Origin of the sequence: Aliivibrio fischeri, assembly GCA_038993745.2 — a bacterium.
Lineage (GTDB): Bacteria > Pseudomonadota > Gammaproteobacteria > Enterobacterales > Vibrionaceae > Aliivibrio > Aliivibrio fischeri_B.
Map to the genome: position 1 here is coordinate 706,615 of CP160629.1, position 19,254 is coordinate 725,868.

17 protein-coding genes are annotated in these 19,254 nt (G+C 39.9%); 9 read left to right on the top strand and 8 right to left on the bottom strand.

The window, feature by feature from the left end:
- Nucleotides 1–20: 20 nt before the first annotated feature.
- A complete protein-coding gene (mltF, locus tag AAFX60_003480; protein ID XDF78258.1) occupies nucleotides 21–1,508 on the bottom strand; it encodes a membrane-bound lytic murein transglycosylase MltF in 1,488 nt (495 codons plus the stop codon).
- A gap of 362 nt (nucleotides 1,509–1,870) precedes the next feature.
- On the opposite strand from mltF, the gene purL reads away from it, so the two are divergent.
- The 4 genes from purL (at nucleotide 1,871) to AAFX60_003500 (ending at nucleotide 7,620) form a co-directional block, all read left to right on the top strand.
- Nucleotides 1,871–5,782, top strand: coding sequence for a phosphoribosylformylglycinamidine synthase (gene purL, locus AAFX60_003485; protein ID XDF78259.1), 3,912 nt, complete (start codon nucleotides 1,871–1,873; stop codon nucleotides 5,780–5,782).
- A 240-nt stretch (nucleotides 5,783–6,022) separates the two neighbouring features.
- Complete coding sequence (locus AAFX60_003490) at nucleotides 6,023–6,532, top strand: RNA methyltransferase (GenBank protein XDF78260.1); 510 nt, start codon at nucleotides 6,023–6,025, stop codon at nucleotides 6,530–6,532.
- 167 nt (nucleotides 6,533–6,699) lie between these two features.
- Nucleotides 6,700–7,020: a DUF3622 domain-containing protein gene (locus AAFX60_003495; GenBank protein ID XDF78261.1), complete on the top strand. Its 321-nt coding sequence runs from the start codon at nucleotides 6,700–6,702 to the stop codon at nucleotides 7,018–7,020.
- 114 nt (nucleotides 7,021–7,134) lie between these two features.
- The gene (locus AAFX60_003500) at nucleotides 7,135–7,620 is read left to right on the top strand and encodes a GreA/GreB family elongation factor (GenBank protein XDF78262.1); all 486 of its coding nucleotides are present in this window, start codon (nucleotides 7,135–7,137) and stop codon (nucleotides 7,618–7,620) included.
- Between the two features lie 60 nt (nucleotides 7,621–7,680).
- On the opposite strand, the gene AAFX60_003505 is transcribed toward AAFX60_003500, so the two are convergent.
- From AAFX60_003505 to AAFX60_003515, 3 genes are read right to left on the bottom strand one after another with little or no spacing between them, the layout of a single operon-like run.
- A complete protein-coding gene (locus tag AAFX60_003505) occupies nucleotides 7,681–8,775 on the bottom strand; it encodes a succinylglutamate desuccinylase/aspartoacylase family protein (protein XDF78263.1) in 1,095 nt (364 codons plus the stop codon).
- On the bottom strand, nucleotides 8,735–9,640 hold the full coding sequence (rimK, locus tag AAFX60_003510; GenBank protein ID XDF78264.1) for a 30S ribosomal protein S6--L-glutamate ligase: 906 nt from the start codon (nucleotides 9,638–9,640) through the stop codon (nucleotides 8,735–8,737). Before rimK ends, AAFX60_003505 begins: the two co-directional genes overlap by 41 nt.
- Entirely contained in the window at nucleotides 9,640–10,080 is a 441-nt protein-coding gene (locus AAFX60_003515; protein ID XDF78265.1) for an ATP-dependent zinc protease, read from the bottom strand. The genes rimK and AAFX60_003515 overlap by 1 nt, the downstream gene beginning before the upstream one ends.
- Nucleotides 10,081–10,571: 491 nt before the next feature.
- Here AAFX60_003515 and AAFX60_003520 point away from each other — a divergent pair, with 491 nt between their 5' ends.
- The gene (locus tag AAFX60_003520) at nucleotides 10,572–11,918 is read left to right on the top strand and encodes a sodium-dependent transporter (GenBank protein XDF78266.1); all 1,347 of its coding nucleotides are present in this window, start codon (nucleotides 10,572–10,574) and stop codon (nucleotides 11,916–11,918) included.
- Between the two features lie 99 nt (nucleotides 11,919–12,017).
- Here AAFX60_003520 and AAFX60_003525 read toward each other — a convergent pair whose 3' ends face one another.
- The 3 genes from AAFX60_003525 to AAFX60_003535 form a co-directional block, all read right to left on the bottom strand.
- The gene (locus AAFX60_003525) at nucleotides 12,018–12,206 is read right to left on the bottom strand and encodes a DUF4250 domain-containing protein (protein ID XDF78267.1); all 189 of its coding nucleotides are present in this window, start codon (nucleotides 12,204–12,206) and stop codon (nucleotides 12,018–12,020) included.
- Complete coding sequence (locus AAFX60_003530; protein ID XDF78268.1) at nucleotides 12,206–12,412, bottom strand: YaeP family protein; 207 nt, start codon at nucleotides 12,410–12,412, stop codon at nucleotides 12,206–12,208. The genes AAFX60_003525 and AAFX60_003530 overlap by 1 nt, the downstream gene beginning before the upstream one ends.
- A 125-nt stretch (nucleotides 12,413–12,537) precedes the next feature.
- Nucleotides 12,538–13,431 (bottom strand): dihydrodipicolinate synthase family protein, encoded by an 894-nt coding sequence (locus AAFX60_003535; GenBank protein ID XDF78269.1) that lies wholly within the window; start codon nucleotides 13,429–13,431, stop codon nucleotides 12,538–12,540.
- A 293-nt stretch (nucleotides 13,432–13,724) separates the two neighbouring features.
- Here AAFX60_003535 and AAFX60_003540 point away from each other — a divergent pair, with 293 nt between their 5' ends.
- Complete coding sequence (locus tag AAFX60_003540; GenBank protein ID XDF78270.1) at nucleotides 13,725–14,603, top strand: MurR/RpiR family transcriptional regulator; 879 nt, start codon at nucleotides 13,725–13,727, stop codon at nucleotides 14,601–14,603.
- A gap of 58 nt (nucleotides 14,604–14,661) precedes the next feature.
- On the opposite strand, the gene nagA is transcribed toward AAFX60_003540, so the two are convergent.
- A complete protein-coding gene (nagA, locus tag AAFX60_003545; protein ID XDF78271.1) occupies nucleotides 14,662–15,822 on the bottom strand; it encodes an N-acetylglucosamine-6-phosphate deacetylase in 1,161 nt (386 codons plus the stop codon).
- 227 nt (nucleotides 15,823–16,049) lie between these two features.
- Between nagA and AAFX60_003550 the strand changes: the two genes are divergently transcribed.
- Genes AAFX60_003550 through AAFX60_003560 form a run of 3 tightly spaced genes read left to right on the top strand, consistent with a single transcriptional unit; the run spans nucleotide 16,050 to nucleotide 19,237 of the window.
- Nucleotides 16,050–16,787, top strand: coding sequence for an N-acetylmannosamine-6-phosphate 2-epimerase (locus AAFX60_003550; GenBank protein XDF78272.1), 738 nt, complete (start codon nucleotides 16,050–16,052; stop codon nucleotides 16,785–16,787).
- Complete coding sequence (locus tag AAFX60_003555) at nucleotides 16,784–17,659, top strand: N-acetylmannosamine kinase (protein XDF78273.1); 876 nt, start codon at nucleotides 16,784–16,786, stop codon at nucleotides 17,657–17,659. Before AAFX60_003550 ends, AAFX60_003555 begins: the two co-directional genes overlap by 4 nt.
- A gap of 60 nt (nucleotides 17,660–17,719) precedes the next feature.
- Entirely contained in the window at nucleotides 17,720–19,237 is a 1,518-nt protein-coding gene (locus tag AAFX60_003560) for a sodium:solute symporter (GenBank protein ID XDF78274.1), read from the top strand.
- The last annotated feature ends 17 nt before the right edge of the window (nucleotides 19,238–19,254 follow it).

Genomic DNA, 19,254 nt, shown 5'->3' on the forward strand with positions numbered 1-19,254 from the left:
ATAAGATTCATAATTATAAATTACTTTTTGGTCTCAATCGCTTGGCTAACACTGGCTTCCGCTGATGACAGAGGAACATCGATGACTTGTAGATCTTCAACTGTCAGTTCTTCTTGTTTTAATTTGTTCGCTTGTTCTTGTTCGTAACCAATAATGCTTTGATAATAACGTCTAATATTTTCAACGTAATTTTGCGCTTCATCACCACGTGCAAAACCATAACGTAAGTATCGGTAATAACGCTGTTGACGAAGCAGTGGTAAATTGTCTTTTACATCAGTCCATGAATCAGGATCACCACCTAAACGTTGTGTTAGACGCCTTGCATCCATCATATGACCAAAACCGATGTTATATGAAGCCAGTGCGAACCAAATTTTTTCATGTTCGGTGATTGAATCTGGAATTCGTTTTACTATTCGACGTAAATATTCTGCACCACCGCGAATACTTTGTTCGGGGTTTAAACGATTCTTAACTCCTACAGATTGGGCTGTTGGTAGAGTTAGCATCATCATACCACGAACCCCAGTTGGTGATTTTGCAAGTGGGTTCCAATGAGATTCTTGATAAGAAAGAGCAGCAAGGAATCGCCAATCAAAATCACCTGCGTATTTCTTAAATAGCGGTTCCCATTTTGGTAGTTTGCTTTCTAATGCACGGATAAAGGCGCGAGTATCTACATAATCAAAAGACTCTACGTGTCCAAAATATTTTTCTTCAAGAAGGGCAAGCTTACCGCTTTCTTTCAACTCACCAAAAAATTCAATTAATAGCGCTTGTAAACTGTCATCTTCGGTTTGTTGTAAGAACCATGCGACTGGCTGATCTTCTGTAACTTCGAAAGCAACAGCCAGATCGGGATGAATACGTTGAGTTAATGATAACTCTACCGAATCAGCTAAAGTGTAATGTATTTCACCTGTTGCTACTTTTTTCAAAAGCTCGCTTACATCAGTATCTGCTGCGGTATTCCAATCAAGATTTGGGTATTTCTCTTTTAATTTTATAAGCGTACCTTCAAAACTTGAATCTTTAACAATAGTAAGGTTTTCATCAAGTTGAGTTAGGTTTTTTATGTTGCGTGGTCGCCAACTTCCTTTCTTATAAACGACTTGTTGGCTGACATAATAGTAGACAGGACCTGGACGGAATTTTTGTAAGCGTTCAGGGGTGATCGTCATGTTGGCTGCAATGATATCGACTTCATTACGTTCCAAAGCAGGAAATAAGCCTGAATAAGTATATGCAGGGGTGATCTCTAGTTTTACTTCTAACTTTTCAGCAAATGCTTTAGCAAGATCATAATCTAATCCCGTAGGACCATTTGAACCAATATAATAAGAAAGTTGGTTATTTAATGTGCTGACTCGTAAGATGCCACGTTCTCTAATTTGCTCTAGTTTGGTTTTGGGTTCAGATTCTACCTGACAACCGGTTAAGGTAATTAAAAGGGTAGAAATAACCAAACAAGATTGTATGAATCGGTGATGTCGAATGCGGCTCAAGTCAGGATGCTCTTTTTAAAATTTAAGGCGTAGTTATATCAAATGGTAAATAAAGAGGCAAAAGTGCGGTAACAAATTACAACAATAATTAGATATTGAGACAGATAAAGTGCATTGTATGGTTAATTATTGTCCTATTTTAAGGAAATTACGGTTCGTTACCCTTTTTTTTAAAAAAATACGCAAACGGTTGCTTTTGGTGTTACTTCACAAAAAAAAATCCTTTATAATGCGCTCGCAATAGCAGAGGTAACATCGGCATAGTCACTATGAGCCATGAGTATTTAATTGAGTTATATACATCTAATCTCATGAAACTATTCCAATATTACCTTTAATTCATTGCCAAAGAGACCTAGTACATGAGAATTTTGCGTGGTTCACCTGCTCTATCTGAATTTCGTGTTAACAAGCTGCTTGAGCTTTGTCGCGAGCTGAGTTTACCTGTTACTGGTATTTATGCTGAGTTTGCACATTTTGCTGATGTAACAGCAGAGCTTGATGCGTCTGAAGTACAGAAATTAGAAAAATTACTAACTTACGGTCCAACCATTGAAGAACATGAGCCTGAAGGCTTATTGCTTCTTACCACTCCTCGTCCAGGAACGATCTCTCCTTGGTCTTCAAAATCTACTGATATTGCTCATAACTGTGGTTTAGATAAAATTGCACGTTTAGAGCGTGGAACGGCATTTTATATTGAAAGCTCTGAAGAGTTATCAGAACTTCAATTAATTGAATTAAAAGCAATTCTTCATGATCGCATGATGGAGGTGGTTTTCACTGACTTCGAATCAGCATCAGCGTTATTTGCTGTATCTGAACCTGCACCGTATACAGAAGTCGATCTACTGACTGGTGGCCGTAAAGCGCTTGAAGACGCAAACGTTACCCTTGGTCTTGCTTTGGCGGAAGATGAGATTGATTACCTGCTTGAAAGTTTTACTGAAAAACTTGAGCGTAATCCGACTGACATCGAGTTAATGATGTTTGCACAAGCGAACTCAGAGCACTGTCGCCATAAGATCTTCAACGCTGATTGGACTATCGACGGCGTTAAGCAAGAAAAATCATTGTTCAAGATGATTAAGAATACGTTTGAAGTTACTCCTGATAACGTACTTTCTGCATACAAAGATAACGCAGCTGTTATGACGGGCTCTGAAGTAGGTCGCTTCTTCCCAGATCCTGAAACTCGCCAGTACAACTACCACCAAGAGAAAACACACATCTTGATGAAGGTTGAAACGCACAACCACCCAACAGCTATCTCTCCATGGCCGGGCGCATCAACAGGTTCAGGCGGTGAAATCCGTGATGAAGGCGCAACAGGTATTGGTGGTAAGCCAAAAGCTGGTCTTGTGGCGTTCTCTGTATCTAACCTTAAGATCCCGAACTTTGTTCAACCTTGGGAAACAGACTTTGGTAAGCCAAGCCGTATCGTTACAGCATTGGATATCATGCTTGAAGGTCCTCTTGGTGGCGCGGCATTCAACAACGAATTTGGTCGTCCAAACCTACTAGGTTACTTCCGTACTTACGAAGAGAAAGTTAACTCTCACGCCGGTGTTGAAGTTCGCGGTTACCACAAGCCAATCATGCTAGCTGGTGGCCTTGGTAACATTCGTGATGAGCACGTTCAGAAGAAAGAGATCCCAGTAGGTGCAAGCCTAATCGTTCTTGGTGGCCCTGCTATGAACATCGGCCTTGGTGGCGGTGCAGCATCTTCTATGGATTCTGGTTCTTCTTCTGAAGATCTAGATTTCGCTTCGGTACAACGTGAAAACCCAGAGATGGAGCGTCGTTGTCAGGAAGTTATCGATCGTTGTTGGCAGCTAGGTGATGCGAACCCAATCGCATTCATCCACGATGTGGGCGCAGGCGGTATCTCGAATGCCCTTCCTGAGTTAGTAGACGATGGCGAGCGTGGCGGTATCTTCAACCTACGTGACGTGCCAAACGATGAGCCGGGCATGAGCCCACTTGAGATCTGGTGTAACGAATCTCAAGAGCGTTATGTTATGGCAGTTGCTGATAAAGATATGGCAACGTTCGATGCTATTTGTAAGCGTGAACGTGCACCATATGCCGTAGTTGGCAAGGCAACAGAAGAGCGTGAGCTTAAACTTGAAGATTCACACTTCGACAACACGCCAATCGACATGCCAATGGACATCTTATTAGGTAAAACACCTAAGATGCACCGTGATGCGAAAACGCTAAAAGCAAATAACCCAGCGATTGACCGTTCTGGTATTGAAATGAACGAAGCGGTTGACCGTGTTCTTCGTCTACCAACAGTCGCTGAGAAAACATTCCTTATCACTATTGGTGATCGCTCGGTAACTGGTCTTGTTGCTCGTGACCAAATGGTTGGCCCATGGCAGGTTCCTGTTGCTAACTGTGCTGTAACAGCAGCAAGTTACGACTCTTATCACGGTGAAGCGATGTCTCTTGGTGAGCGTACGCCAGTAGCACTACTAGACTTCGGCGCATCGGCTCGTCTAGCGGTTGGTGAAGCAATCACTAACATCGCAGCGACCAACATCGGCGATATCAAACACATTAAATTGTCAGCTAACTGGATGTCTCCAGCAGGTCACCCAGGTGAAGATGCAGGTCTTTACGAAGCGGTGAAAGCAGTTGGTGAAGAGCTATGTCCAGCACTGGGTCTAACTATCCCAGTGGGTAAAGACTCAATGTCGATGAAGACTAAGTGGGAAGAGAACGGCGAGCAGAAAGAAGTCACGTCTCCGTTATCTCTTGTTATCACTGCATTTGCTCGTGTTGAAGATGTTCGTAAGACGATTACGCCTCAACTTCGCACCCCTGATAACCTTGAAGGACTAGGCGACACTTCACTAGTTCTTATCGACCTAGGTAACGGCAAAAATCGCCTAGGTGCAACGGCACTAGCGCAAGTTTACAAGCAGCTTGGTGATAAGCCAGCAGACGTAGACAATGCAGCACAGCTAAAAGGTTTCTACGAAGGTGTTCAAGCACTGGTTGCTAACGACCAAGTTGTGGCTTACCACGATAAAGGCGATGGCGGTCTATTCGTTACTCTTGCTGAGATGGCGTTCGCAGGTCACTGTGGTGTTAACGCAAACATTGAAGCGCTAGGCGAAGACACTCTAGCAGCACTGTTCAACGAAGAGCTAGGTGCGGTAATCCAAGTTCGCAACGATGACCTAGACGCGGTTCTTTCTACGCTTGCAGCAAACGGTCTAGAAGCGTGTTCACACGTAATCGGTTCTGTTGAAGCGTCTGATGAGCTAGTGATTAAATCTGGTGAGTCTGTAGTGATTGAACGTAACCGTACTGAACTTCGTACTATCTGGGCTGAGACGACGCATAAGATGCAAGGTCTACGTGATAACCCAGCATGTGCTGACCAAGAGCATGAAGCGAAGAAAGACAACTCAGATCCAGGTCTGAACGTGAAACTAAGCTTTGACGTAAACGAAGATATCGCTGCACCGTTTATCAACACAGGTGCTAAACCTAAGATGGCAATTTTACGTGAGCAGGGTGTTAACTCTCACGTTGAAATGGCTGCAGCGTTCGACCGTGCAGGCTTCGAAGCAACTGATATTCACATGAGCGACATCCTAACGGGTCAAGCAGTTTTAGAAGAGTACAACGGCCTTGTGGCATGTGGTGGCTTCTCTTACGGTGACGTATTAGGCGCTGGTGAAGGTTGGGCTAAGTCAGTTCTGTTTAACGACTCTACTCGTGACCAGTTTGAAAACTTCTTCAAGCGTGAAGATACCTTCTCTCTAGGTGTGTGTAACGGTTGTCAGATGCTGTCTAACTTGCGTGATCTAATCCCAGGTGCTGAGTACTGGCCACGTTTCGTTCGCAACGAATCTGAGCGCTTTGAAGCACGTTTCAGCCTAGTAGAAGTTCAGAAGTCTGATTCTGTATTCTTCAACGGCATGGAAGGTTCTCGTATGCCTATCGCGGTTTCTCACGGTGAAGGCCGCGTAGAAGTGCGTGACAACGACCACCTAAACGCGATTGAAAATTCAGGTACGGTTGCTCTACGTTACGTTGATAACCACGGTAACCCAACGCAGCAATACCCGAACAACCCGAATGGTTCGCCAAACGCTATCACAGGTTTAACAACGACGGATGGTCGCGTGACTATCATGATGCCTCACCCAGAGCGTGTATTCCGTACAGTTGCAAACTCTTGGTCTCCAGAAGGTTGGGGCGAGAACGGTGCTTGGATGCGTATGTTCCAAAATGCACGTAAGAACATTGGTTGATTTAACGCATTATTAAGATGAATTTATAAAATGCACTCTTGATGTTTAAGTTAATAATCAGTTGGTTATCACTAATGTGTAAAAATGTGATAATAATCTTAATATTGAATTGAGACTCTGTTCTATAATAAATAAAAGGGTTGGGTAAAGACGGCTCTTTTCAAATAAAACCGTTGAAGTTTAGGCTTCAGCGGTTTTTTTGTTAGAATGCTTTTTTAATTTTATCTGTTGGAATAAGCAATGAAAAAAACGCATGTGACTATCGGGTTAAGTAATCCAAAAAGTCCGACAAATGTTGGTGCAGTAATGCGTGCTGCTGGTTGTTATCAAGTTGATGATGTTCGCTATACTGGTGAGCGATATGATCGTGCTGCTAAATTTCAAACGGATACGAAAAAAGTTGCCAGTAAAATCCCATTAACAAGCGTAAATTGCTTATTAGACGATCTACCAGAGGACATGAAAGTAGTTTGTGTTGAATTAGCTGAAGGAGCGGTATCTCTTCCTCAGTTTCAACATCCAGATAAAGCAATTTATGTTTTTGGTCCTGAAGATGGTTCGATAACTCAACAGGTAGCTGATCGTGCTGATCATGTTGTTTATGTTCCTACAGTAGGGTGCATGAACCTAGCTGCGACAGTGAATGTTCTTTTATATGATCGCTTGGCAAAATCGGAAGATATTGTACAAGGTGATGAGCTAATTCGAAGTAGTCGTGATAACCGCAATCATCTCGTTGTAAAAAAGTAATGATGGAAACAGAATGAAAGCTTGCTTGAGTTCACATCTTTTTGGTGCATTTTTGGCTAGATGTGTTCTAATAGCGGGCATTAAAGGAATGCTGTGATTATGCAGCAGTTATAGATGGAATTTTTTCAATGATCTATCCCTTAACTATCGAATTCTAGGAAATAAAAATGGCAAAATTTGATTACCGTATTGTAGAAAAACGTAACGCTTGGGCTGCTGAAATTACACGCCAAGTAACTTCTCGCAGAACGGTTGTATCTAAACGTCAACTTGGTTTTGAAACTGAAGCTGAAGCTGTTGAATGGGCTGAAAAAGAGCTTGTTGAATTTGCTAAAAACCAAGCTGTACGTAACGAGCGTAAATCAGAGCAACGTTCTGAGCGTGAAGAAATGATCGCACGTAAGAAAGAAAAAGCGGCAGCTCAAAAAGCAGCATACGAAGCAGCTCGTGATGAAGAAGAAGACGAGTACGACTTCGACGAAGAGTAATATTCATAATAGAATGAAATAAAAAAGGCGCTAATTAAAGCGCCTTTTTTGTATTTAAAGCATTCCCTTTTATTTTTGTTATCATCAGTGGTTCTACTTTATGGGTTATATAAGATGATAAATAAAGAAGCATTATTAGATTCGATTATTGATGAGTTGCGCAAGATCCATCAACTAGCGTTGGATGCTACTCAAAGAGCGATTGACCAAGCAACAGATAAAGAAGCGATAGCTCGAAGTAAGTATGAGACGTTTGGTTTAGAAGCTTCTTATTTGGCACATGGACAAGCCGTTAGAGTTTCTGAATGTGAGGCTGATATCTTAGCTTATCGAAAATTACCAAGGTTGGTTTATACAGAAAACAGCAGCATTAACCAAGGTGCTTTGGTTACGCTAGTGAATCAAGATGATGTTGAAAGTACTTTTTTTATTGGTCCATCGGCGGGTGGAGTGAAAGTGGCTCATCAAGACTTAGTGTTTTCATTGCTCACACCATCTGCACCATTAGGGAAAGCAATGATAGGGCAGCAGCTTGGGGATGAATTTGAATTGAACTTAGCTGGGAAAAAACAGCAATACGAAATTATTGATGTTCAGTGATTTTTTGGATCAAAAAAGAGAGGCGAACCTCTCTTTTAAAATTTGATGTTAGCTATGTGATTAAACGCTAGGAACTGCGATTTGACCATTAGTTAGCTGATCAGTATCAGCCTCAATGATTTCATCAATGTAAGTTTCTACAGTTTGACCAACCATTTCGTCATCTTCCGTAAAGTAAGCAAGATGGAAAACAGCATCACCTTCGTTAACTAAAGGTAAGGTTTGTTGACCAATAACAATGCCGCCTTTATGTGCACGTAGTTCAATTTCACTATGGCCTAGCGGTGCGCTGATGTAAGCCAGAACTTGGCCTTTTTCAACTTGTTCACCCAGCGTTACTACCGTACGTAAAATACCGTCGCTTTCTGCACGTAACCAACTTGTTGATTTAGCTATAACCGCTTCAGGTAAGCGTTTTCTGCTTGCCTTTAACATGCCAATTGCTTGCATTACACGTTGTACACCTACATAACCTGCATTGATCGCAATTGGCTCAAAGCGCAATGCTTCACCTGCTTCATAGGTTAATACCGGGATATTGCACTTTTCAGCTTCACTACGAAGAGAACCATCACGAAGAGGTGAATCAACAATCACAGGAGTACCGAATGCATGTGCAATACGTAATGTCTCAGGATTGCTTAAATCAGCTCGAAGTTGAGGAAGGTTCGTTCTGTGAATCGCACCTGTATGTAAATCAACAATATAATCACAACGTTGTGCAATCTGAGTGAAGAAGGTATTTGCCATGCGAGATGCCAAAGACCCTTTTTCAGAACCAGGGAAACAACGGTTTAAATCACGGCGATCAGGAAGATAGCGTGATTTATGAATGAAACCAAAGACGTTCACAATAGGCACAGCAATCAGTGTGCCTTTTAGTTTCTTCGGATCAATGTTATTGATTAATTGACGTACAATTTCAACACCATTAAGTTCATCACCATGAATGGCAGCATTTACCATCAGGATAGGGCCAGCATGCTGGCCATTAATGATCTCAACAGGGATCGATAAAGGTGAATGCGTATAAAGCTTAGCGGCTTCAATCTCAATTACCTTTCTTTCACCAGGTGCAACCGAGTGCGTTAATAATTCAAACGCTTGATTTTTTTTAGCCTTTGCCACGAGTTTTAGTCCTTTTAGTCGCTGCATTTTTCTCAATAAAATCAATAATTAGGCCTGCAACATCTTTACCTGTTGCTTTTTCAATGCCTTCTAAGCCCGGAGATGAGTTCACTTCCATAACTAGTGGACCACGATCAGAGCGAAGTAAATCTACACCTGCAACATTTAAGCCCATGATATTTGCAGCAGCTACCGCTGTCTTACGCTCTTCAGGAGTTAATTTAACCAGTGATGCAGAACCGCCACGGTGTAAGTTAGAGCGGAACTCGCCTTCTGCACCTTGACGTTTCATTGCTGCAATCACTTTGCCACCAATAACGAAACAACGGATATCAGCACCGCCAGCTTCTTTGATGAACTCTTGAACCATGATATTTGCTTTTAAGCCCATGAATGCTTCAACAACACTTTCTGCTGCTTTACGCGTTTCTGCAAGAACAACACCAATACCTTGAGTGCCTTCTAAGAGCTTGATCACAACTGGCGCACCGCCAACCATGTCTAATAAATCTTTAACGTCATCTGGTTTACTTGCAAAGCCAGTAATAGGCATACCGATGCCTTTACGTGACAGTAATTGCATTGAACGTAATTTGTCACGAGAACGAGTAATTGCAACAGATTCGTTTACTGGGTATACACCCATCATTTCAAATTGACGTAATACTGCAGTACCGTAGAAAGTAACAGAAGCACCAATACGTGGAATGATTGCATCGTAATCAACCAGCTCTTCACCTTTGAAGTGAATTTGAGGTTTTTCTGAATTGATATTCATATAACAACGTAATGCATCAATCACTTTTACTTCATGCCCACGGCTCTCAGCAGCTTCAATTAAACGGCTAGTAGAGTAAAGAGATTGGTTACGCGATAAAATACCGATTTTCATTATACAGTTTCCTCAAAATCAACAAGGTAAGATGACGATGGATCTACAACAATGCGGTCTTGCATTGAAGTTCTTCCAAGTAACATACGAAACACCATTGTTTCTCGGTTACTTAATGTAATTTCAATTGGCCACTCTTGGCCTGCGAGTCGGATCATTGTTTTGATGACGTAGCGCATCTCTTCTTGACCGCTTGAGCTTTTTACTTTGCGTCGGTCTACGATCGGTGCTTCACAGATTTGCACAAAATCGTTATTACGCTTTTCTGGGTGAATCCAGAAGCGGACCCAGTCTTCACCATCCTTTGTGAAGGGCTCTACTTTAAAAGCATGCAAGCAAGAAGTTTTGGCGCCAGTATCAACTTTTGCCTTAATTAATTTAATACCAAGTTCTGGAAGGCTTAGTGATTCGCGCCATCCGACAATGATTTTATCTGTCATTAATTTGTCTCAAATAGAAAAAATCCACACTAAGTATAGTTAATACTTGGCGGATATCTAACCCATTTGGCTACCATCTAATTGTCTGAGCGTGTTACTCAGTAGTCTGGAGTTTGGTGGAGTAAGTAGAGAGGTGTTATAGGATGTGTACACCGTGACTCAATGACGGCGAATTTATCAGTAGTTTTTAATTTCGTCAAATAAAATATTGATTATAAATTTGACGCTTTTGGATTATTTTTTCTAATGCTTGTTTGTTATGAATAGAATAAGTCGTTCTATTTGTACTGATTAAAAAAAAAGCAGAACAGTAAGGTGAATTATAAAGAAAAATGAATAACTATAATTCCTTATATTCACTGGCGAATAGTGAATATTGCTTTAAATCGCGATCAATAAGAAATAAATCAATTACTTTGATAATTATTTCTGGTTTTTAATGAAATCTGAGGTAATATAATCGCATTGTACTAGTTGAGTGATACATTTTAATGAGCAGTAATAGAGAAAGTTTTAGTTCACGATTAGGTTTTATATTGGCAGCAGCAGGGGCTGCGGTTGGCCTTGGTAACATTTGGGGCTTCCCTACTCAAGCGGCAAGTAATGGTGGTGGCGCCTTCTTACTTGTTTATTTAATTATGATCTTAGTTGTTGCTTTTCCTATGTTGGTTGTAGAAATGGCCATTGGTCGTCATGGACAAGCAAACCCAGTTGATAGTATGCGTTCGTTGACTTCTAACCCATTAGGAAAGAAATTTGGTGCATTTGTTGGTTGGATTGGATTAAGTGTTCCTAGCGCAGTATTAATGTTTTATAGCATTGTTGGTGGATGGTTAATCTGTTTTCTACTTGGTGCTATGGCAAATGTTGTTGGATTGAATGACGTTGCTGAGTGGTTTAAAGGCTTTAGTATTGAGCGTAATCTATTAGGTACGATCCTTTTTTATGTATTAACTATTCTAATCGTACAAGGTGGAATCAAAGACGGTATTGAGAAATGGTCAACTCGCTTGATGCCTGCATTATTCATATTATTTGGCCTATTGTTTGTTTATATCATGCTGCAGCAAGGGGCTGTAGAAGGATTGAAGCACTACCTTATACCTGATTTTGAAAAGGTAATGGATAAGAAATTAATTTTAGCAGCAATGGGACAGGGCTTTTTCTCTCTGACTATTGGTGGTTGTTCAATGCTGATTTATGGTTCTTATTTAAGTAAGAAAGAGAATCTGCCAAAGATGGCTATGAACGTAACCTTAGTGGATACTGCTGTTGCTTTTATTGCTGGTCTTGTTGTTATGCCAGCGATGTTTGTTGCTATGCAAAAAGGCGTTCAAATTTATGCAGAGGACGGTTCGTTATTAAGCTCTGATACCTTGGTATTTACTGTATTACCTATGATGTTTGATAGCTTAGGTTTGTTTGGTGATTTATTTGCTATTGTTTTCTTTGCGCTGTTAACGATCGCTGCTTTAACTTCGTCGATCTCTATGCTTGAGTGTTCGGTATCGTTAGTAAGTGAGCGATTTGAAACAAAAAGAACGCCAACAAGTTGGGTTTTAGGTTCATTAATTGCAGCATTCAGCGTTGTTATTGTATTTAATTTTGGTGAGCTATTTGGTTTAGTTGCTATGATTGCAACTCAGTATTTACAGCCAATTGCAGCATTATTGTTCTGTGTGTTTGGTGGTTGGGTATGGAGCCGTCATTCTAAAATTAAAGAACTTGAGCAGGGTTATCCTGAGTTCCAGCAAGGTTTCTTTGGTAAAATTTGGCCTCTGTATGTGAAATTTGTGTGTCCTATTTTGGTTATCACGGTTTTATGGGCGTCATTCTAGTTAGTTATAAATACTCAACATTCAAACTGTTTCGTCCTAAAATATAAAAAAAGCCAGCATGTTAATTATGCTGGCTTTTTACTTTTGATTGGATTTGTTTTATCTAAATTGTTTTGCTTCTTCTAGGTAGTCAAACCCTGCATCAGCTAGCTTTTTAATGAGAGCGTCTTTATCTAGTTCATAGAATTTTACGTAGCTATCTAAATCACCAAATTCATCTCTGATTTTCATATTAACCATACTCATCAGCATGACAGGATCCATTGAAGCCATTTTCTCAGGTGTCATTACTTATCCTCAAAATCTGAAATTAATAAGTTAGCAGCAGCAAAGGCAGCACGTTCTCGAGCTTCTTTTGGTAATGCCTCATCAGCAGCAATATCGTTCAGTGTTTTTACAGCACAAGTGATAGCTTGTGGAATATAACCTTGATCACCACTACCAATTAACGAATACAACTCACGGACTTTGTCACAACAATCATAAACTTTCATAATTTTTCTCATATAAATGATAACTATAGTGAGTTTACACGTTGAAAAAGGGAAAACATAGATCAAAAAAAGCTGAAAAACCTAGGGGAAGTTTTTCAGCTTTAGAGCAAAGATAAGTCTGTATTTTATTGTATGAAACCAGCGTTTCTCATTCGAGTTGCTACGGTTACTTTCTGCTCTGCAGTTAACGGCATTAAAGGTAAGCGAGGATCGCCAGCATTGATGTCGTGAAGCTCCATTGCAACCTTACCAGCCGCTACACCGCCGAAATCTACTAATACACGGATAAGCTCAATAACATTTGTCATCTTATTGAATACCGCTTCTTGATCGCCACGATTAAACGCTTCGATAATGGAATTAAAATGTGGAGCAGCATAGTTATAAGTACTACCTACCGCACTTTTTGCGCCAACAGCAAGTGCGCCAGGTAGGTGCTCATCAACACCAAATGGAATATCAAATTTACCATCACAAGCACGAAGGCAACGTTGGTATTCGTACAAATCACCACTGTTAAATTTAAGACCAGATAAATTAGGAATGCGCTTATCGGCTTGGATTAAAAACTCTTCCATATTTAAATTCACACCAGACATACCAGAGTGGTAGTAGTAGAAGCCTTTTGATGGTGCGGCAGCAGCAATGGTTGCACAGTATTCAACTAGATCAGCTACGCTACCAGGTTTGAAGAAACATGGCCCAATTGCTGATGTTGCTAGAATATCGAGAGTATCTGCATGGCGTGTAAGTTCTAACGTATCAATAATGCTTAATGCGCCTGTATGTACAATGATATCTAATTGATTATTAGAAGCACTTACCCAACGCTCAGCGATGGCTTTACGTTCTTCAACACTACAGTGGATGCCTTCTCCAGTAGTCCCACATACATAAATGCCTTTTACGCCATCTTTGATTAAATGCTTGGCGATTTTATCAATCTCTTCAAAGTTTACGTTGTTTGAAGAATCAAATGGGGTATGTGGAGCAGCAATTAAACCGGTTAACTTTTTCATTTAAGCCTCGTTAGTTTATTTTTTAATGAAGTTATTCTTCATTTAAATATCAATATTGGAGTTAAACTAATCTTATGGAGTAAAGTTTCATTTAGCAACATGAAAATCACAGCGTAATGTCGTAAATGTGATCTGTGAGAGTAAATTTAGCGCTAATTATTTTTATATGTGTCGTATTTATTCTTTTTTAGTGCAAATAATACGAATAATAATTATGGAGTTACACTTCACAAAGTAGGAGTGGCATGACAAAATGGAATTCATAACGTGTTTTATTCAAGGGTTACTTTCTGATGTCCAACCATAATATTCAAATAAAAGCGGGCAACATCATCGATACGATAGGCAGTCTTTATAATAGTTTGACTCCATCTTCAAAGCGTATCGCTGATTATGTTATGTCTAATGCGACTCAAGTGAGTAAACACTCGATTGCTGAACTATCACAGATTGTAAATGCGGGTGATGCAACCATTATTCGTTTTTGTCGTACTCTAGGCTTTAAGGGCTATCAAGATTTTAAAATGGAATTGGCGATTGAAGTTTCTAATCTTCAAGGTCGAGAAAAAGAGATTTTTGATACCGATGTTACTGCTGAAGATAATGCGGAAGTGATAGGACATAAACTTCAATCAACCATTGAAAGTGTTCTTGCAGAAACCATGAATTTGCTTAACTTCCAATCTTTAGAGTCGGTAGCTGAAGCATTAAAAGATGCAAAAGCGATTTACTTTTTTGGTGTTGGTTCATCAGGTTTAACCGCTGAAAGTGCAAAACATAAATTCATGCGAATTGGTTTAAATGTGGATGCATTTACTAATAACCATTTTATGTATATTAAATCATCGTTAATGCAACCTGGGGATTTCGCAGTAGGGCTTAGTCACTCTGGTAATTCAGTTGAAACGACAAAAGCATTACGCTTAGCAAAAGAGAATGGAGCGACGACGATTGCCATTACGCATAATCCTCGTTCGGATATTACTAAGTATTCTGATTATGTCTTAGTGAACGGTAATAGGCAGGGACAACTGCAAGGTGACTCTATTGGTACTAAGATATCGCAGTTGTTCGTATTGGATTTAATTTATACCTTACTAGTGAAGCGTGATATTAGTGGTGCAAAAGCTAATAAACTCAAGACTACAGAAGCGCTTTCTAATCAATCGTAATTTTTTGACTGTATAAAATTATAAGGCCGTGAATATACACATATTCACGGCCTATTTTTTATTTCTGATAAACCAATTTACCCATTTGAATCGTTGTTGTAATGTCATTATTATTGTCAATAAGAGTAATGTTTGCTTTGTAGTTGTCTTTTAACTGACCGTATTCATTGTCTATTTTCAACGCTTGGGCTGGGTATAAGCTTGCCATTCTTAATGCTTCTTCTTTTGATAAACCCACATGACTAATTAAGTTACGTACCCCATCAATCATAGTAATGGCTGCGCCTGCAATGGTGCCATCTTTATAGTGACATTTTCCATCGGTCACATAAGCAGGCGTTCCTGCCATATCAAACTCTGTTAAATCCGTTCCCGCAGGAGTGACAGCATCGGTAACTAAAAAGAGTTTTTCTTTTAGTTGTTCGTGAGCAATTCTAACTGATGGGTAAGAAGCATGAATGCCATCTACAATAATACCGGCATGAGGTTTTTGATCGAAAATATAACCAACCACACCAGGTTCTCTTGAACCTAGAGGTGTCATTGCATTATATAAATGCGTGGCCATAGTGAAACCAGTACGGGCGTTTACTTGATCATAAGTGGCGTTGGTATGTCCAATTGAAACCGTGATCCCAGCGGCTGTTAAGCAATCTAGAACGTCTTGTTTGATGTGCTCTGGAGCAAGTGTAATGACTTTTATTTGATCACGATGTTGTGCAAGCAGCTGAGCGGTATTTAAGTCTAGTTCACGAATGTATTGTGCTTGGTGAGCGCCTTTTTTCTCAATACTGATGAAAGGTCCTTCAAGATGAAGTCCTAATACACCTTCCTGTTCTGCATTCTCAAAATTGCTCATCATTGACAATGTATTATGAAGGTCGATTTCAGTACTGGTAATTAAGGTTGGTAAGTATTGAGTTGTTCCGTATTTTACGTTGGTTTTATTCATCGTTTCTAATGTTGAAAGCGCTATATCAGTATTGAGTAACACACCACCACAACCATTAAGTTGAATATCAATAAAACCTGCGGTTGCTAATGCACCCTCTCCATCAATGCGATCTAGAGTTAAAGAATCAGCTTCTTTCATTGAAATTATGGATGAAATTGAATCGTTATTGATAATAATAGCCTGTTTTTCTTCTATTTTTTGACCATTAAATACATCGACATTAGTAATCATGTACTGATTATTTTGAGCATTTGTACTGTTCATTTTTCTGCCTTATCCATCAAATATTCATTCCTATTGGAGTTACACTCCGAATTTTATACAGTCAAAAATACAGTAATGTCGAAATGCAATCAATTAAAATCCTTATAAATAGGGCGATTTGTATCTTTCAATTTTGTTGGTTTTATTTTTAAAGAGATCTAGATCTCCATTTTTATATCTTTAGATTGAAGTATTACTCCGTTGGTGTAGTTTGGAGTAATACTATTATGTTGCTATTAAGTTTGGAGTTCAGCTTTATGGGAAGCAATATCGACAAGACATTAAATGCATTATCTCAAGGTTTCGTTTCATCATGTCAGCCAGTTGATGATGGCCCAATGGATAAACCTGAAATTGTTGCTGCTATGGCAATGGCAAGTGTTGAAGGGGGCGCCATTGGTTTACGAATTGAAGGCATTGATAATTTAAAAGCAGTAAGACCACATGTATCGGTTCCAATTATTGGCATTATTAAGCGTGATCTTGATGACTCTGAGGTTCGAATTACACCTTATATTGAGGACGTAATTGCATTAAAAGAAGCTGGGGCAGATATCATTGCAATTGATGCGACTCACCGACCTCGACCTGTACCCGTCGAAGAATTAGTAAAGAAAATTCAAAGCTTAGGTTGTTTAGTCATGGCGGACTCTTCGACTTATGAAGAGGGAATGTTTTGCCATGGACTCGGTGTTGAAATTATAGGTACCACATTATCTGGATACACCACACCAGTCACTCCAAAAGAACCGGATTTCCCGTTCATTCAACAATTAGCAAATCAAGGATGTTTTGTTATGGCTGAAGGGCGTTTTAATTCACCAAAACTAGCTAGAGAAGCAATAGAAGCGGGAGCATCTTGCGTCACTGTTGGTTCAGCAATTACACGTATTGAGCATATTTGTGGTTGGTTTAAATCTGAAGTTGAACTTGGTAAGAAAAACATGATTAAGGACATCGCATGAAGCCTTGCCTAGCGGTTGATATTGGTGGAACTAAAATTGCGGCAGCAATCATTGAATCTGGAAAAGTGCTACGCCGTCAGCAAATTGCGACACCATCGTCTAGCCAACCAGAAGAGATGGATAAAGCGTTAGAAGAACTATTAACGCCATTTTTAGATGATATTTCAACAGTGGCTGTAGCATCAACTGGGATCATTAATGATGGAGTATTAACTGCTTTAAATCCGTTAAATTTGGGTGGATTAAATAATTATCCACTAAGAGCTGTGATTGAAAAAATCACGAAAAAGCCAACAACAGTCATTAATGATGCACAAGCTGCCGCATGGGCTGAGTACCAAACACTTGAGTTAAATATGGTTAACATGGCTTTTATTACCGTATCTACTGGCGTTGGTGCTGGCGTTGTTATTAATGATGATTTGCTTATCGGTGCGAATGGTATTGCAGGTCATGCAGGACATACGCTTGCGGATCCTAATGGACCAATATGTGGTTGTGGTCGTCGAGGCTGTGTTGAAAGTATTGCTTCAGGTACAGCGATAGGCCAAGCCGGAAAAACCTATTTTGGCGATGACTGCACAGGGGAAATGGTTTTTAAACATTTTTCGCAAAATGACCCTAATGCCACAGATATCGTAAACGGTTCAGCTAAGGCGATAGCCAACTTAATTGCCGATTTAAAAATGGTATTAGATATTGAATTGGTCGCTTTAGGAGGAAGTGTTGGTCTTGCTCCTCATTATTTAGAACTCGTACAGCATTACCTAGCACAACAACCATCACCATACCAAACTAAGGTTCAGCATGCTCGTTGCGGCGCTGATGCAGGATTGATTGGTGTTGCTCATTGGGCTAACAAAATACGTTAAAAAAAGAACTTCTAAGAAATAGTAATTTAACCCTACAAAAATTATACAAGGTATATTCCGATGGAAGCACAATCATTTGGTACATTAAATTACATTGCTCTCTTTGCCTATCTAGGGGCAATTATGGCAGTGGGTGTTTATTTTGCTCGTCGTCAAAAGTCAGCTGATGATTACTTTAAAGCTGGGGGAAGGATCCCCGGTTGGGCTGCTGGTTTCAGTGTATTTGCAACAACTTTAAGCTCTATTACCTTTATGTCTATTCCGGCAAAAGCGTATACAAGTGACTGGACTTTCTTAATTGGTCAGTATGTCGCTATTGCTATTCTTCCTATCGTTTTTTGGTTCTATATTCCCTTTTTTAGAAAGCTAAATCTGACTTCTGTATATGAATACTTAGAAAGACGTTTTGATGTAAGAATGCGCTTATTCGGTAGTATTTCTTTCATGCTTTTCCATATTGGTCGTATTGCTATTGTTACCTACTTAACGGCGTTGGCGTTAATGCCGTTCATTGATATTAGCCCGTTAATGATTGTGTTTTTAATTGGTGTTCTTTGTATTATTTATACCTTCCTTGGTGGTATCGAAGGGGTAATTTGGACCGATGTAATTCAAGGTGTGATGCTTTCTGTTGCTGCCATTCTTATCTTTGTTGTTATTTGCTTTAATGTGGATGGCGGTATTGTTGAAGTGTTTAGCATGTCGAACCAAGCGGATAAATATTTCCCTGCAGAGCAATTTAGCTGGAGCTGGACGGACAGTACGATTCCAGTATTAATGATTGGTTTCTTCTTTGCTTCATTACAACAATTTACAGCGAGCCAAGATGTGGTTCAGCGCTACATTGTGACTGACAATATTGATGAGACTAAAAAAGCATTGATCACTAATGCGAAATTAGTGGCTTGTGTTCCTATTTTCTTCTTCGCTGTAGGTTCTGCATTATTTGCTTACTACACTCAAAATCCAGAGCTGCTTCCTGAGAACTTTAACACGGGCGGTATTCTACCTTTCTACGTTATTTCTCAAATGCCTGTTGGGGTTGCTGGTCTAATTATCGCAGCGATATTTGCAGCGTCACAATCAAGTATTTCAAGTAGTTTAAATAGTATTGCAGCGTGTTTTACTTCTGACATTTATGAAAAAGTGAGCAAGAACCCAACCTCAGAACAGAAGCTAAGAATTGGTCGAACACTAACTGTTGTTGCTGGTCTTTTAGGTGTCGTCGCTTCAACATACTTAATTATGTCTAACGAAAGTGAAATTTGGGATGCGTTCAATAGCTTACTTGGCTTAATGGGTGGCCCAATGACAGGACTATTTATGCTTGGTATCTTTGTTCGTCGTGCAAATGCAAACAGTGCGTTATTAGGTGTAGTTGCAAGTATCGCTACCGTACTGTGGGTTCGCTCTGCAACAGATTTAAACTTCTTCTTCTATGGTGTTATCGGTACTTTGATGGTGGTTATTGTGGGTTACCTAACCGCACCAATGTTTAAGAATAATTTAAACAGTGATGAAATTGATGAGCTAAGTGCAACAAAAGAAAAGCGTTCAACCACTGCTGAAAAAGCGTAATTGATAATTGAGTTTGA

Coding starts and splice junctions, on each gene's coding strand:
- purL (XDF78259.1), top strand. CDS start 1,871: ATGAGAATTTTGCGTGGTTCACCTGCTCTATCTGAATTTCGTGTTAAC.
- AAFX60_003490 (XDF78260.1), top strand. CDS start 6,023: ATGAAAAAAACGCATGTGACTATCGGGTTAAGTAATCCAAAAAGTCCG.
- AAFX60_003495 (XDF78261.1), top strand. CDS start 6,700: ATGGCAAAATTTGATTACCGTATTGTAGAAAAACGTAACGCTTGGGCT.
- AAFX60_003500 (XDF78262.1), top strand. CDS start 7,135: ATGATAAATAAAGAAGCATTATTAGATTCGATTATTGATGAGTTGCGC.
- AAFX60_003505 (XDF78263.1), bottom strand. CDS start 8,775: ATGCAGCGACTAAAAGGACTAAAACTCGTGGCAAAGGCTAAAAAAAAT.
- rimK (XDF78264.1), bottom strand. CDS start 9,640: ATGAAAATCGGTATTTTATCGCGTAACCAATCTCTTTACTCTACTAGC.
- AAFX60_003515 (XDF78265.1), bottom strand. CDS start 10,080: ATGACAGATAAAATCATTGTCGGATGGCGCGAATCACTAAGCCTTCCA.
- AAFX60_003520 (XDF78266.1), top strand. CDS start 10,572: ATGAGCAGTAATAGAGAAAGTTTTAGTTCACGATTAGGTTTTATATTG.
- AAFX60_003525 (XDF78267.1), bottom strand. CDS start 12,206: ATGACACCTGAGAAAATGGCTTCAATGGATCCTGTCATGCTGATGAGT.
- AAFX60_003530 (XDF78268.1), bottom strand. CDS start 12,412: ATGAAAGTTTATGATTGTTGTGACAAAGTCCGTGAGTTGTATTCGTTA.
- AAFX60_003535 (XDF78269.1), bottom strand. CDS start 13,431: ATGAAAAAGTTAACCGGTTTAATTGCTGCTCCACATACCCCATTTGAT.
- AAFX60_003540 (XDF78270.1), top strand. CDS start 13,725: ATGTCCAACCATAATATTCAAATAAAAGCGGGCAACATCATCGATACG.
- nagA (XDF78271.1), bottom strand. CDS start 15,822: ATGAACAGTACAAATGCTCAAAATAATCAGTACATGATTACTAATGTC.
- AAFX60_003550 (XDF78272.1), top strand. CDS start 16,050: ATGTTGCTATTAAGTTTGGAGTTCAGCTTTATGGGAAGCAATATCGAC.
- AAFX60_003555 (XDF78273.1), top strand. CDS start 16,784: ATGAAGCCTTGCCTAGCGGTTGATATTGGTGGAACTAAAATTGCGGCA.
- AAFX60_003560 (XDF78274.1), top strand. CDS start 17,720: ATGGAAGCACAATCATTTGGTACATTAAATTACATTGCTCTCTTTGCC.